This window comes from Chitinophaga oryzae, from assembly GCF_012516375.2.
In the GTDB taxonomy this organism is placed as follows: Bacteria; Bacteroidota; Bacteroidia; order Chitinophagales; family Chitinophagaceae; genus Chitinophaga; species Chitinophaga oryzae.
Window position 1 is genome coordinate 2,309,201 of record NZ_CP051204.2, and the last position, 14,115, is coordinate 2,323,315.

General features: G+C 51.6%; 11 protein-coding genes and 1 tRNA gene. 6 read left to right on the top strand and 6 right to left on the bottom strand.

The genetic code is table 11. From position 1 onward, the window contains the following. Nucleotides 1-103 precede the first annotated feature (103 nt). The 3 genes from HF324_RS09630 to HF324_RS09640 form a co-directional block, all read right to left on the bottom strand. Entirely contained in the window at nucleotides 104-2,677 is a 2,574-nt protein-coding gene (locus tag HF324_RS09630) for a TonB-dependent receptor (RefSeq protein ID WP_168859668.1), read from the bottom strand. Between the two features lie 215 nt (nucleotides 2,678-2,892). Continuing rightward, the gene (locus HF324_RS09635; RefSeq protein WP_168859669.1) at nucleotides 2,893-3,468 is read right to left on the bottom strand and encodes a DUF445 domain-containing protein; all 576 of its coding nucleotides are present in this window, start codon (nucleotides 3,466-3,468) and stop codon (nucleotides 2,893-2,895) included. Between the two features lie 128 nt (nucleotides 3,469-3,596). Beyond that, nucleotides 3,597-3,670: transfer RNA gene (locus HF324_RS09640), tRNA-His, on the bottom strand. Between the two features lie 461 nt (nucleotides 3,671-4,131). Between HF324_RS09640 and HF324_RS09645 the strand changes: the two genes are divergently transcribed. Beyond that, nucleotides 4,132-5,337, top strand: coding sequence for a hypothetical protein (locus HF324_RS09645; RefSeq protein ID WP_168802275.1), 1,206 nt, complete (start codon nucleotides 4,132-4,134; stop codon nucleotides 5,335-5,337). 55 nt (nucleotides 5,338-5,392) lie between these two features. Here HF324_RS09645 and HF324_RS09650 read toward each other — a convergent pair whose 3' ends face one another. After that, nucleotides 5,393-5,824, bottom strand: a complete 432-nt coding sequence (locus tag HF324_RS09650) for a GNAT family N-acetyltransferase (protein WP_168859670.1) — start codon at nucleotides 5,822-5,824, stop codon at nucleotides 5,393-5,395. After that, nucleotides 5,821-6,282, bottom strand: a complete 462-nt coding sequence (locus tag HF324_RS09655; protein WP_168802277.1) for a carboxymuconolactone decarboxylase family protein — start codon at nucleotides 6,280-6,282, stop codon at nucleotides 5,821-5,823. The genes HF324_RS09650 and HF324_RS09655 overlap by 4 nt, the downstream gene beginning before the upstream one ends. Nucleotides 6,283-6,370: 88 nt before the next feature. Between HF324_RS09655 and HF324_RS09660 the strand changes: the two genes are divergently transcribed. Then, the gene (locus tag HF324_RS09660) at nucleotides 6,371-7,861 is read left to right on the top strand and encodes an aminotransferase-like domain-containing protein (RefSeq protein WP_168859671.1); all 1,491 of its coding nucleotides are present in this window, start codon (nucleotides 6,371-6,373) and stop codon (nucleotides 7,859-7,861) included. Between the two features lie 192 nt (nucleotides 7,862-8,053). Then, a complete protein-coding gene (locus HF324_RS09665; protein WP_168802279.1) occupies nucleotides 8,054-8,596 on the top strand; it encodes a DUF8685 domain-containing protein in 543 nt (180 codons plus the stop codon). On the opposite strand, the gene HF324_RS09670 is transcribed toward HF324_RS09665, so the two are convergent. Beyond that, nucleotides 8,593-9,696 carry a lipase family protein gene (locus HF324_RS09670; protein ID WP_168802280.1) on the bottom strand — a complete coding sequence of 368 codons (1,104 nt, stop codon included), beginning with the start codon at nucleotides 9,694-9,696 and terminating at the stop codon, nucleotides 8,593-8,595. The two genes, HF324_RS09665 and HF324_RS09670, sit on opposite strands and share 4 nt — an antisense overlap. A 135-nt stretch (nucleotides 9,697-9,831) precedes the next feature. Between HF324_RS09670 and aspA the strand changes: the two genes are divergently transcribed. From aspA to HF324_RS09685, 3 genes are all read left to right on the top strand, one after another. Then, complete coding sequence (gene aspA / locus HF324_RS09675) at nucleotides 9,832-11,238, top strand: aspartate ammonia-lyase (protein WP_192023242.1); 1,407 nt, start codon at nucleotides 9,832-9,834, stop codon at nucleotides 11,236-11,238. Between the two features lie 207 nt (nucleotides 11,239-11,445). Then, entirely contained in the window at nucleotides 11,446-12,786 is a 1,341-nt protein-coding gene (locus HF324_RS09680) for an anaerobic C4-dicarboxylate transporter family protein (protein WP_168802281.1), read from the top strand. 41 nt (nucleotides 12,787-12,827) lie between these two features. Beyond that, complete coding sequence (locus tag HF324_RS09685; RefSeq protein WP_168802282.1) at nucleotides 12,828-13,991, top strand: porin; 1,164 nt, start codon at nucleotides 12,828-12,830, stop codon at nucleotides 13,989-13,991. The last annotated feature ends 124 nt before the right edge of the window (nucleotides 13,992-14,115 follow it).

Below are 14,115 nucleotides of genomic sequence, written 5' to 3' on the forward strand. Positions count from 1 at the left end.
AATGTTGACTAATTGGGATGAATGGTATATTCAAAAAGATAGCCGGCAGAGGCACTATTCGCTGTCTACCGGCTGTGGTCTTGCATTCACCCTCTTTATTAACTCAAAAACTTTGCATCGGGTCACCCATCTGCATGTCGTTGTTATTATTCTGCTTTTTCTTTTTGAACAGGGAAGTGTCGAACTTACCGAAACGGTAGCTGAAGTTAAGCTTCAGGATACGGGATTCGCGTTTGCGGATATAATCCTGTGCGAAAGCAGGCGTAGCCTGGTTCAGCTCATACTGGCGTGTGTTGAAAACGTCTGACAGGCTCAGTGTGAGCGAAGCTGCTTTGTTTTTCAGGAAGTCCTTGCGCACTGCTACGTCCACAGTGCTGAAGCCTTTGATGGTACCCTGTGAAGAAGTGGGGATCATCATAAAACCACCACCTCCTCCGCCGCGGCCGCCGCCACCGCCGGAAGCAGGCAGCGCAATCGTTGGCGCCTGGTAGGTGCCGGTCACCTGTACGGTGAAATTAGCCGGCAGCTTCGTTTCGGAATTGATCTTCGCCAGCCAGCTGAAACCGCTGTTGTTGAAGTTCTGCCCGTTGCTGTTGACCTTCATATCTGTCTGGTACAGGTTTACGTTGGAGGTAAGGTCCCAGCCTTTGAGGACCTGGTTCTTCAGTGTGATCTCCGCGCCGTAGGAATTGCTTCTGTTGGCGTTGATAAACTGGGTGAGCAGCGTATCGGCGCCAATCGGCGTGCTGATGGTAGAGATCATGTTGTTGACATTACGGAAGTACACGCTTCCCAGCAGGTTGGCGTTCTGCCAGTTTTTAGCGTAGGAAAACTCCAGGCTGTTGATGTACTCCGGTTTCAGGTTCGGATTACCTTCCCGCTGGTTCTGCGGATCGCTGTAATCGCGGTAGGGTATCAGCTGGAAGAAATTCGGCCTGTTCACGCGGCGGGAATAATTCAACTGCAGTTCCTGGTCATGCTTCAGTTTCTGCGAGAGGTATACGCTCGGGAAGAAGCCGGGGACTGCTTTTGTTGGTTTGTAATGTACGCCCTGGTTTTCGCCGGCATACACATATTGTTCCACACGCAGACCGGCCTGGTAGCCGAAATTGCCCATGGTATTGGAGAAATTCGCATAACCGGCATAGATCTCTTCGTTGTATTTGTAGGCGGTAGACAGCATGGCATTCGGAATAAAATGTCCGCTGAGGGTGTCTTTATCGAATACCTGGTAATCGCTGGAGTAATCGCGCAGCGTGACTTTCGCGCCGGCTTCCAGTTTACCGTTTTTGCCTATTGGGTTGGTATAATCTGTCTGGACCGTAATGAACGTTGTTTTGCCGGCAGCGTTGTTGGTCTGGTACAGCGGCTGTCCGAGCGGCGTGCCCTGGGCGTTCATGGCCTGGGTGAGGTAGTCGCCGTTACGGTCATTGGAACTGCTGTTGTAGTTGAAGTCAGCTGTCCATTCTTTGTTGGGTTTGGCGTATGTATGCTTGAAGCCCAATGCTGTGGTGTAATTGCGGAAGCCGAACTTGTTGTTGTTTTGGCGGTCGCTCAGGCCGGTGATGTTATGCTGGCTGTTGGAGAAAGTGCTGAGGAGATCTTCATTGTTTTTGAAGTCGCCTGCAACGATGTTCTGTGACAGCGAGATGGTATTGCGGTTATCGATCTGGTAATCGAGGCCGAAGCGGCCGAACTGGAACAGCGGTTTGCTGGTGCTGTTGCTGTTCTGCAGCAGGAAGCTGGTATCTGCCGCATTGCCGCTTTTATAGTTGCTGCGGGAGGTGGTGCCTTCGCCCCAGCTTCTGTTGGCGTTGATGTTGTAGTTGGCAAATACATTGAATTTACCCTGGCGGATGCTGATGTTGCCGCCGGCATTGTATTTATTGCCGGTGCCGATACCGGCTTGTACGGAGCCGTTGAAGCCGGCTTTCCGGTTTTTCTTCAGGATGATGTTGAGGATACCGGACATGCCTTCTGCGTCGTACCGCGCAGAGGGGTTGGTGATCAGTTCCACGCTTTCGATGGCGTCGGCGGGTATCTGATCGAGGGTGAGGGTGGAGGGCTTGCCGTCCACAAAGATATTGGGGGCCGCGTTGCGTACGCTGACGTTGCCGTCGAGGTCCACATTGACGGAAGGGATATTTTTTAATACATCGGTAGCGGTACCGCCTACGCTGGTCAGGTTACGTTCCACATTGAACACCTTTTTGTCGATGCCCATGGTGAAGGCGCTTTTCTGGCCGGTCACTTCCACGCTTTGCAGGGTTTTTACGTTGGGTTGCATTTTAATATTGCCCAGGTCCTGTTCGGTGGTTTGCGGGGTGATGCTTACTTTTTTCTGCAGGCTGGTGTAGCCCATGAAGTTGATGCGTACGAGGAAAGGGCCGAAGGGGAGACTTTCCAGGTTAAATTCCCCATTGGGTTTGGTCAGCATGCCGGTCACCACCGAGGAGTCCCGCTGCCGCAACAGGGCTACGGATGCGTAGGGGATAGGTTTACCATTGGAGGCGTCTATCAGTTTCCCGTAAAGCCTGCCTATCTGCGGCATGTCGGGCCGTGTTCCGGCGCCCCGGCCGTTGGCCGCTGCTGCCGGTTTCCCGGCCGCTGGCGCCTGCGCGAAGGATTGTACCTGCCACATTAAAATGCCGGCGAGGAGTAGATACCGTTTTTTCATCCTGCTGTTTTTTATCCGCACTGTTTGTCAGATTTCAGCAAATGTATCGGTGGGTAGTGGTGAATGGTCGGATATTGTGATGAATGGAATTTTTCCCGCAGGAAATCAAAAAAAAGACCCGTAGAAGGTCTTAACAGTAGTTAACAAAGCTTTCCGGTTAACAGTAGTTAACAGTGCGCGGTGCTTCCTTCAGGAAGCACCGCTAAACGGGACGATTAAAAAATAATCAGGAATAGTAACGCCACAAGGCCACAGCAGAAGCCTGTGAGGGCGCCCAGCAGTTTAAATCCGGCAATTCCGTCTCCCAGCATTTGCCGGCTGATTTGTTGCAGTTGTTCTGCGGAGATGCCGGCTATTTTATCGGTGATCATCTTTTCGATGTTCAGGTCTTTCTCTACGTTGTCGAGATACTGATTGATCATTACGGGGAACAGGGTGTCCAGTTCTGCCACGAGGTGTGATTTGATCTGGTTCACGATACTGTCGCCGATGAACATGGAGAGTACCGGCATGGCTTTGGGCAGTTTCTCACGCAGGAAGGTGTCGAGATGTGCTTCAACCAGCGGGATGATATTTTTTATTTTGTCCGGATCTGTCAGTTTGGATTTGATGGTGCTGAAAGAGAGCTGTTGCCCCGCGAAAGCGCCTATTTGTTGTGCCAGGGCTTGTTGCCGTGCCGGAAGAATACGGTTGAAGAACGTACTGGCGGCGAGGTGATGGATAAACCAGCCCAGCAGGGCAGTGGCAACGGGTACCAGGCAGGCGGCTATTATGGGAAACAGATAATTCATTGAATCGGAATATTATTTACAATGTTGCGAAGATACTTTCCCTCTATCGAATTTCTGAATCATGCAACAAAAATAAAACGTCATAAAACGAAAAAAGGCTTCTGTGTAAGAAGCCTTTTTCATTTTCGGGTGGATGAGGGGTCTCGAACCCCCGACCCTCAGAACCACAATCTGATGCTCTAACCAACTGAGCTACAACCACCGTTTTGTCCCGTCCAGCGTGTGTTATTTCGTTGTTGGGAGTGCAAAGATAACACAAAGCTTTTTTAAATTCCAAATACTTTTCGAAAATTTTTTTCAGAAAGTTATATATCACGAAAAAACAGGGAGTGATATGATAATCATAGCGGTACATTTTATCTCGCCGACGCTTGTTATTATATGCTAATGTAATCCACGCCAGATGCCGTTTTGAGGCTTTGCGCACTGCATTAAAAGGCGTATCTTTGCGCACTTCCCATTATAATTCCCATTTTATTAAGTTGTTGAAAGTCAACAGAATGTTTGGTTGATGGCCACTCAGAGCAGGCTTATTTCAGGCCGTTCGCTGACCACAGGGGAAAGATATGTTAGCCCGGATGACAAAACGATGGAAAAATGACAAATCCCCCCGGACCGGCCATAGGAAAGTGAACTAGTTTAATAATTAATTGTATATATATTATGGATCAGCTTAAATTGAAGTTACAGGAGTATTATCAGCGTTACCAGCAGATGGAGCAGAAGGTAAAACCTGGCAAAGAGGAGCCTGCCAAAGAGGAGGTGCTGGACCTGGAAAATGATATTCTCACACAGTTTGGATTACCTACCTCGCGCCGCTTTGTACAGATTCTGCATGACTTTGTACATCACAGCCAGGTGAGTGACCAGCTGTTGGATTATGTGAGCAAGAAACTGCGGTCGGCAGCCCGCAAGTACCTGCTGGCACCAGTGATGTCGGACGTGGACCTGCTGGAGCAGGCGCGTGACCAGAAGCGCAGCCCTTACGACGTATTGCCCGAACTGGGCTATCCGGCGCAGGAATACGCCCTCTTTCTGATAGGAGAATTATATTACCGCCGTAACATGGCGGCAGCAGATATCCTGGAAGAGCTGAAGAAAATGCAGCACTTCCACAGCTGGAATGATCTGGCCCTGTTGAGCAAAATGAACAACTATTCTCATCATGAGTTATACACCAAGCTCAAAAAGCACGAGCTGCGTTTCATCGATGATTATATCCAGCACAGCCGCCGCCAGGAGACAGCACGGCTGGTGAACAAACGCCCTACGCCGGCGGAAGAAGGGTACAAGCCCGACTATAAAACCATTACCAAGGTGCAGGTGGAAGACATCATCTTTGATGAACATACCACACCCAGCCTTTTCGGTAAAATCAAAAGCGGCAGGGGATACACCCGCATCACCATCGGGCTGGAGTTTTCCGAACTCAACCAGATTCTCATGAGCAGCGACGAGCTGGGCGTAGAGATCAGCAACCATATTAAAAAGCGGCTGGCCAACCCTGCAGCGGAAAAACCAACGGTTATAGATATACGCGCAGAATTTGGTGATGTTTTAAAGCTGGATAATTGTTATCTTGAAGTGTATAAGCCACAGCATCGCGAAGGCAATAAATGGGTGGAAGACAAAGACAACTTCTACTTTGTGGATAAAATACTGACTAAAAAAGAATATGAAAAGCGCACCAAAGAAGCAGAGGTGCAACGCAAGATACAGGAATGCCTGGAGCTCATCGGCGGTTCTTACGTCTATTATCAGCGGCTGCGCCGCCTGGGTATCACCGACGATGAGGCTAAACTGAGAGCAGGCCTTCAGGATGAACTATTGTTCAAGCTATCATTTTTCCTGAATAAGGTAAAGGAATAGTTTTTTTGTTGTGATGTTTTTATGCAGCGAAGACACCTGTCTTCGCTGCTTTTTTTTATACCACCTGCGTAAAATGATGGGCGGAGATATAGAAGCCCTGTTCATGATATAGCCGGTGCGCCGGCCACAGGCCGTGCCCGGAGTCCAGCTGTACAATAGAGAGCCCTTCTTCTTTCGCTATTTCCCGGATATGATGCAGCAACAGCGTGGCATAACCCTGCGCGCGGAAGGAGGGGTGGGTGGCCAGATCGTCGATATAGATAAACCGGCCGCTGTGGAGATTGTGTTTGTGCCGGTAACCTGCAATGGCCGCTACTTTTGAAGGATCGTCATCTGTTGGCAAATACAGGAGATGATAGCCTTCCTGCTGCATTTCCCGTATCTGTGGCAGCACGCTTTCGGGTGCTATATGCGGGCGCAGGGTGAGGATGACCTCGCGGCAGGCCAGTATTTCGGCGTCGGTGGCGGCTGTTCTTACTGTTCTCATTGGGCGGCAATTGGATAGTGTTGGCCCGGTACCCGGTGGGTGGCTATCCCGATGCGGTTCCAGGCGTTAATACAGATAATATGCATCAGCAGTTGAGCGGTGGTTTCCATGCCGAAGCAGGCCAGCGCTTTGTTGTAAGTCTCTTCCGTGAGTCCGCGTTGACTGATAAGCGTCACTTCATCTGTCATGGCCAGTATAATTCTCTCTTCTTCGGTAAACTGTGGCGACTCGCGCCATGCGCTGAGTAACAACTGGCGTTCTACCGTTTCGCCCAGCTTACGGGCGTCGGCGGAGTGTTTGTCGAGGCAATAGGCGCAGCCGTTCAACTGGGACGCCCTTACTTTGATCATCTCGCGGTGCAGGGGAGATACGTTGGTGGTGGTAGTATATTTGTCCATCGCCACCATGGTTTTGAAGGCTTCCGGCAGCACCTCCTGCATAAAAAATCTTTCTTTCATCACGATTGTTTTTGCATTATTGATACTGTAAAATTAGTTTTGCCTGGACTATCCATGTAGTCCAGATTTAAATCGGCCAATAGTCCAGATGCTACCATATAAAACACTGATCACCATCAACCGGGAAGCGCGGCAGCCGGTATATCAGCAGATCGCGAACCGCTTTGCCAGCCTGATCCGCGAAGGGGTGCTGAAACCGGGATTGCTGCTGCCCGGCAGCCGTGTACTGGCATTACAGTTAGGGCTGCACCGCAAAACCGTTGTTGCGGCATACGACGAGCTGGTGAGCCAGGACTGGGCCACCGCCCTTCCAAGGAAAGGTGTGATGGTAGCGACCAATCTGCCGGATATCAGGCCTCGCTCTTTTCAGGCGCCGGCATCCCCGTATGCGGCGGGGCCGGGATTTTCATTCAACAGTATTCCGTCTGTGGCCACTTCCCGCTACGATCGGTTACAGTCCGGCCAGCTGATCATCAACGACGGCTTTGCCGATATGCGGGAAGCGCCGCTGGAAGCGTGGATGAAAGAGAGCCGCGCGCTGGTGCGCCGGCCGCGCTACCACCAGCGGCTTACATACGGTTCGGCGATGGGCAGCCTGCACCTGCGGCAGCAGCTGGTGCATTACCTGACGCATACACGGGGCCTTTCATTGTCGGCCGACAATGTAATGACCACCCGGGGGGCGCAGATGGCCATCTACCTGACAGCCGCCATGCTGCTGGAAAAAGGGGACTATGTGATCGTGGGCAGCCCCGGATATTTTTATGCCGACCTATGCTTTGAACAGCTGGGCGCCCGCCTGCTGCGCGTTCCCACAGATGCAGAAGGCATCGATGCAGAGGAAGTAGGGCGGTTGTGCCGTACCCATAAAGTAAGGATGTTGTATGTGATACCGCATCACCATCACCCGACAACGGTCACGCTCAGCGCTGAACGCAGAATGCGGCTGCTGGACATCATCCGCACCCACCGGCTGGCAGTGCTGGAAGATGATTACGATTACGATTACCATTACAGCTCTGCGCCGATATTACCGCTGGCCAGCGGAGACCACGGCGGCAACGTGATCTACGTCGGCTCCTTTACCAAGCTGCTCGGACTCTCCATCCGCAGCGGCTTCCTCGTGGCCCCGGCGCCGTTCCTCGAAGAAATGGCCAGACTGCGCAAACTAATGGACCTCCATGGCGATAACCTGCCGGAAGAAACACTGGCGGCCCTCCTGGCCGACGGGACCATCGACCGACACCTGAAAAAGTCGAACAAGCTTTATCATGAGCGGCGCGACCAGCTCACGCAACTGCTGCAAAACCGCCTGGGCGACAAAGTAAGGTTTACCGAGCCCGCCGGCGGCATGGCTACCTGGCTCACCTTCCACAAACGTTACCCGCTGACACAGGTAGCTGTGAAGGCCGCCGCCATGGGGCTACTGATGAGCAACGGGGAGCAGTATGGCCACGGCACCAGGCCGTTGAACGCTATCCGCTTCGGATTCGCATCGCTGAACAACAGGGAGCTGGCAAAGGCGGTGGGGATCCTGGAAAAAGTGCTCACGCAAAGCGCGCAAAGATTTGGTAAATAGAGTAAGAACGCAAAGGACCGAAGACCATATTTTATTGTTCACCTATACCATAAATATTGATAATAAGGCAGGTGATAAAATATGGTCTTCGGTCCTTTGCGTTCTTAATTTATCTCAAAACATCATCTGCTTTATCAAATCTTTGCGCCTTTGCGTGAAAAGAGTAAGTTTGATACCAAAAAATATCAGCACATGGAAGAACTGACACTGGGCGTGGGTTCAAGGGTACAACACGCACATTTTGGGCCGGGCGTTATTGTAGGCGTTAAATATGCACAGTACCGGGTCACTTTTATGGACCATGGTATCAAAATGATCGACAAAACCGATCCGCTGTTTGAAGTACTGGTTGCGGAAAACCAGACGGCTGAAGTGGAAACGGCGTCGGATATGGAGACCTCTTTGCTGAAGATACTGCGTTTATGGGGCGGTATTACGGAGGTGGTACCGCTGGGCGATCGCTGGCGGAACGGCACTATGGTGCTGCAGCCGGGCGATTCCTCCCTGAAAGCGAAAGAGGTGCCTATCGAAACGTTTTTCCATAAGATCGTGATGCTGCGCGACCGGTTGCGGGTGCTGGAGCAGAATATCAACAGCCATAAGGTGCTGACAGACGAAGAGAAGATCAACCTGCAGCAGTACATCACCCGGATTTACGGATCGCTCACTACTTTCAATGTGTTGTTCCGGGATAAGGAACATTGGTTTACCGGCGAAAAGAGCGGTAACGACTAATGTCCGCCGGCAGGGTAAATGTGATCGAGCGCCCATCGGTACGCGTCGATGGAGTGGTGCACGAAAATATTCTTACCGTCGAACGGAAATTTCTCATCATATCCTTTTACCGGGTATAGGATCACCGGCGTACCTGCCGGGGTATAATTGTGGCTGTCGACAAAAACGGGCCGGTTATACTCCGGCAGTACTTTTTTTACGCGGCCGTATATCATTTTACCCAATACCCGCTGAAAGCGGCGGCTGGCTTTCCTGGCGGGGCGGTTGAGCCGCCCGTACATATAGGACAGCGCTACCCTCGCCGGGAACTTCTGTTTGCGGAAAGCTTTTCTGATGTTGGCAAAAGGGTTGATGGTATTAAAGTCGGTGGGCGTTTGTATAGAGAAAGGCACTTCCGGCACCCAGTCCCGCCCGTTGACTACCCTGAGGCCCCAGCCGTCGCGGGTGATGTGATCATAGTCATAGGCATAGAACAGGTTGCCCGGTTTAGGCGCTGCGCTGCAATAGGTTTTGAAGACGATGTCTTTCGGGAGGCCGTCGAGGTACTGCAGGTAGGAGCGCACCAGGAAAGCGATGGCGCCGCCCTGGCTATGGCCTGTTATGATGAATTCGTGTATGCCTTCCTGATAGGCATGTTTGATTTGTTGCACGATGTCCGGCGCCATGGCGGCGAGGCCCAGCAGCCAGCCGGCGTGTACGAAAGCTTTGTCGTCTTCCGCCAGTTTATACGTGAAGGTAGTACTGTCATTCAGTTGGAGTGTTCCTTTGGCGCTGATCATACCGGCGTAGAAGTTTTCCATCCACGAGGTGGCGGTGCCATTAGTACCTCTGATGGAGACGACGCCGAGGGCACGGCTGCGGTCGATCCAGAAGTCCCAGCGGTTTTTGAGGCCTACCTCCGGGGAGCGGTAAACGACGCGGAAGTTTTCCGGTGCTTTGGCATTGCTTTGTTCCAGAGACGTGTCCCGTTGCAGAGAGCTGAGATCGAGCAGTTCGTGGTATTCCCGGGGATCAAAATGTGGCGCCAGGTGTTGTGCGGAGAGGATCTTTCCTGAAAAAACTAAAAATAGATAACAAACCAGTGAAATGCGAAACATCATGAGAAATTACAAATTGCCAATTATGATTTACGAATAGAACAACAGCGTAATGAAAAATCTTTAGATGAAACTACAACAATTATGAGTATTATGTTGTTCTAAAAGCGTTTAACTTCCGGCCCTAAATCAAAAATTATGTCCAAGAGAATAGAACACGATTTTTTGGGGGAGAAAGAGATACCGCAGGATGTCTATTATGGTATTCAGACACTTCGTGCGCTGGAGAATTTTCACATTACCGGTATTCCGCTGAAGGTGGAGCCGCTCTTTGTAAAGAGCCTGGGGTATGTGAAGAAAGCGGCGGCTATGGCCAACCGGGACCTGGGAGTGCTGGACAAAAATATTGCGGAATACATTATCAGGGCCAGTGACCGGGTAATCAACGGAGAGTTTGACAATCAGTTCCTGAGTGACCTGATACAGGGCGGCGCCGGTACTTCCGTGAATATGAATGCCAATGAAGTGATTGCCAATGTGGCCCTGGAGATGATGGGCAAACAGAAAGGGGAGTACGAATTCTGCCACCCCAACAACCATGTGAACTGCTCACAGTCCACCAACGATGCATATCCTACTGCTTTTCGTATAGCCCTGATCCTGAAGCTGACCGCCTACAAAGAAGAGCTGGGCAAGCTGGCAGATGCGTTTGATACCAAGGGGAAAGAGTTCCAGAACGTGCTGAAGATGGGGCGTACACAGCTGCAGGACGCGGTGCCCATGAGCCTTGGCGATGAGTTCCATGCCTTTGCCATCAACCTGAGAGAAGAGCTTTCCCGGGTAGACAGCAGCAGGCGGCTGATCGCGGAGATCAATATGGGAGCTACGGCTATCGGCACCCGTGTGAACGCGCCGGAGGGGTATGCAGAACTGGTGACCCAGTACCTGTGCGAGGTAACCGGGCTGGACCTGAAGCTGGCAGAGAACCTGATAGAAGCGACCAACGACACCGGCGCTTATGTACAGCTTTCCGGGGTGCTCAAGCGTACAGCCGTGAAGGTGTCCAAAATATGCAACGACCTGCGTTTGTTGTCTTCCGGACCACGGGCAGGCCTCAACGAAATTAACCTGCCGCCGATGCAGCCGGGATCTTCCATCATGCCGGGCAAAGTTAATCCGGTGATACCGGAGGTGGTGAACCAGACGGCGTACTATGTGATCGGCGCCGATCTGACCGTGACCATGGCGGCGGAAGCCGGACAGCTGCAGCTGAATGTCATGGAGCCGGTGATCTCTTTCGCGCTGTTTACCGCCATTACCTATATGGGCAATGCCTGCCGTACGCTGCGCGAGAAGTGTATCCTGGGTATTACCGCCAATGCCGAACATACCAAACAGATGGTGATGAACAGCATCGGTATTGTGACCCAGCTGAATCCGATCCTTGGATATGAGCAGTCCGCCGGCATCGCCCGCGAAGCGCTGGAAACCGGTAAGTCCGTGCACGATATCGCCGTGAAAGAGAAAAAACTGATTACGCAGGAAAAATGGGACGAGATCTTTACGTTTGACAATATGATCAGACCGCAGTTCATCAATCGCTAGTAGTTTTTTAAAAATAACAGCTCCGCGAAAAGCCGGCGCCGCATGCAGGTGTGGCGCCGGCGATGTAACCACGATAATCTTATAATCACAATAACCTTTATCATCTTGTAGCCGTTTGCTGTTAGCACGCCGGAACAAAACAGGGACGGTTATAGGTTATAAATTAATATCGGTTTTGATTATCTTCAGCAGCAGATATTCTTTTATATGATCTGGTTAGAGTTCGCAATATTACTCGCCGCTATCCTGGTGGGAGCCCGTATGAAAGGCATTGGCCTTGGGGTAATGGGCATGGTGGCGCTGGCGGTTTATATCTTTATTTTCCGCATGCGGCCGGCCGACCCGCCGATAGACGTGATGCTGATCATCCTGGCGGTAGTGACTACCGCCGCCACTTTGCAGGCTGCCGGTGGGATGGATTACCTGGTGCGGCTGGCAGAAAAGATATTGCGGAGCAAACCTTCCCTGATCGTTTTACTGGGGCCCCTGGTCACTTATTTTTTTACCCTCTTTGCCGGGACCGCCCACATTACCTACTCGCTGCTGCCGATTATTGCGGAAGTATCTACCAAGAAAAAAATAAGACCGGAGCGTGCGCTGAGTATTTCCGTTATCTCTTCGCACCTGGCGATTACTGCCAGTCCTATCTCTGCGGCCACCGCCGCGCTGCTGACCATTCTCAGCGGGAAAATTGAACTGCTCGATATCCTGCGGGTATGTATTCCGGCCACCATCATCGGCACGCTGGCAGGTGTAGTGGTATGCTGGAAAAAAGGGAAGGACCTGGCAAAAGATCCGGTGTTCCTGGAAAAAATGAAAGACCCCGACTTCGCCGCCAGCATGGAGGCGGACGTCCAGGAAAGCAAAGCCCCGCTGCCGCCGGGCGCCAAAGCTTCGGTACTGATATTTGGCCTGGCCGTACTGCTGATCGTGCTGGTAGGCGCCTTCCCCAATCTGCTGCCTTCCTTCGGTGAGGGGAAAAGCAATATGGCGGTAGACGCCACCGGGCATATCAAAATGGCTGCGGTCATTGAACTGGTGATGCTGGCCGCTGCTGCCGCCATTATGCTGTTTTGCCGTACTACGGCTGCCGCGGTGGCTAAAGCGAGCCTTTTTAACTCCGGTGCCCAGGCGGTCGTATCTATCTTCGGGGTGGTGTGGATGAGCGCCACCTTCATGCAAACCAATACGGGAATTATTGAAAGCACTTTGGGCAACATGGTCAGAGCGGCCCCCTGGACGTTCGCCATCGCCCTGTTCATACTGAGCGCTTTACTTTTCAGCCAGGCTGCCACTACCAAAGCCCTCATGCCGCTGGGCCTGTCCCTCGGCATCCTGCCGGCTCACCTGGTGGCCATGTTCCCTGCCGTAAACGGGGATTTTTTCCTGCCAGGTTATCCGACGCTGCTGGCGGCCATTAACTTTGACCGCACCGGCAGCACCCAAATCGGGAAATACCTGGTCAACCATAGCTTTATGATTCCGGGGATTGTCAGTGTAGCCGTATCCGTTGCCGCCGGGTTCTTTCTGGCAGGCATCCTTCTATAGACGGACCTTATTTTTTTCTTTAACTCCCAAATTTAACCTTTATGCATATCCGCAATTGGCTGGTAGCCTGCATGATGTTGTTTCCGCTTGCTGCAACAGCACAGCACCAGGAATCGAAGAAAGATACGCTCTATAAGCCCCTCATTCCCATTAACAAGGTAGCGTTGCTCAATAACATAGACTTCATCGCCAATATGCGCTATGCCTTCCGGAATGAGTTTGATAAAGGTACCTACACCGGCTCGCGCTTTGTCAATGAACAGTTCCGGCTGGAGATAAAAGGGAAAGTGCTCGATAAACTCTATTTCCGCTTCCGCGACCGCTACACCCGCGACCCCCAAACCCAGTCGGTAGATAATCTCAGCCGCTCCACCGATCTGGCCTATCTGCGTTTCGACCCCAACGAACACTGGAAAATATATGCAGGTAAACTCTGTGCCGATTGGGGCGGCGTGGAATTTGACGATAACCCCATACAGATCTACGAATACTCTGATATCATCGAAAACTCGGACAACTTCCTGTCCGGCGCCGGTGTGGGATATCTGCCCAATAACAACCACGAATTCACTTTTCAGTTACTCAACAGCCGCACCAAAACCTTCAAAGAACTGTACGACTCCATCCCGGGCATCCACGAAAGCAAATTCCCTTTTGCCGCGGTGGTCAACTGGCGCGGGCATTTGTTCAACGGAAAAGTGGCTACCATCTGGTCCTACAGCATTTTCAAAGAAGCCACCCACCAGTACATGAATTACATCGCACTGGGTAACTCACTGATACTGCGCAATTTCAAACTGGACTATGATTTTAAGCTCAGTATGGAAAACCTGGACCGCAAGTTCATCGTCTCCAACTGGATACCTGATATGAAAGCCGTTCAGGGCGTAACCTACATGAGCCATTGGGTAAGGGCCGACGTACGGCTCAACAGGATCGTGCATCTCACCGCTACAGGGTTCGTGGATTTCGCCTATTGGAACGGCAACCCCGATCCCAACAGGGAAAAGAAACTCCGCACGGCATGGGGATATGTGCCGGCCATTGAAGTATATCCATTTGATAAATACGACCTGAAAATTTTCCTGAACATGGTCGGCCGGGTGTACCGGTATACCGACTACGCACAAACGAAATTCGGACTGGTGAACGATGATACTTACCGCGTGTCGATAGGGTTTATTACGCCGCTGCTGATTTTGTAAGCATTTTCTCGCAAAGAACGCAGAGATATTTATATAGATTAAGAACGCAAAGGAGCGAAGACCGTATTTTACTGCCCACTTTTTCTCAAAGGTGGATGGTAAAATATGGTCTTCGCTCCTTTGC

What these genes read in the sequence shown, in the direction of transcription:
- HF324_RS09630 (WP_168859668.1), bottom strand. Translation starts at nt 2,677, where the DNA reads ATGAAAAAACGGTATCTACTCCTCGCCGGCATTTTAATGTGGCAGGTA.
- HF324_RS09635 (WP_168859669.1), bottom strand. Translation starts at nt 3,468, where the DNA reads ATGAATTATCTGTTTCCCATAATAGCCGCCTGCCTGGTACCCGTTGCC.
- HF324_RS09645 (WP_168802275.1), top strand. Translation starts at nt 4,132, where the DNA reads ATGGATCAGCTTAAATTGAAGTTACAGGAGTATTATCAGCGTTACCAG.
- HF324_RS09650 (WP_168859670.1), bottom strand. Translation starts at nt 5,824, where the DNA reads ATGAGAACAGTAAGAACAGCCGCCACCGACGCCGAAATACTGGCCTGC.
- HF324_RS09655 (WP_168802277.1), bottom strand. Translation starts at nt 6,282, where the DNA reads ATGAAAGAAAGATTTTTTATGCAGGAGGTGCTGCCGGAAGCCTTCAAA.
- HF324_RS09660 (WP_168859671.1), top strand. Translation starts at nt 6,371, where the DNA reads ATGCTACCATATAAAACACTGATCACCATCAACCGGGAAGCGCGGCAG.
- HF324_RS09665 (WP_168802279.1), top strand. Translation starts at nt 8,054, where the DNA reads ATGGAAGAACTGACACTGGGCGTGGGTTCAAGGGTACAACACGCACAT.
- HF324_RS09670 (WP_168802280.1), bottom strand. Translation starts at nt 9,696, where the DNA reads ATGATGTTTCGCATTTCACTGGTTTGTTATCTATTTTTAGTTTTTTCA.
- aspA (WP_192023242.1), top strand. Translation starts at nt 9,832, where the DNA reads ATGTCCAAGAGAATAGAACACGATTTTTTGGGGGAGAAAGAGATACCG.
- HF324_RS09680 (WP_168802281.1), top strand. Translation starts at nt 11,446, where the DNA reads ATGATCTGGTTAGAGTTCGCAATATTACTCGCCGCTATCCTGGTGGGA.
- HF324_RS09685 (WP_168802282.1), top strand. Translation starts at nt 12,828, where the DNA reads ATGCATATCCGCAATTGGCTGGTAGCCTGCATGATGTTGTTTCCGCTT.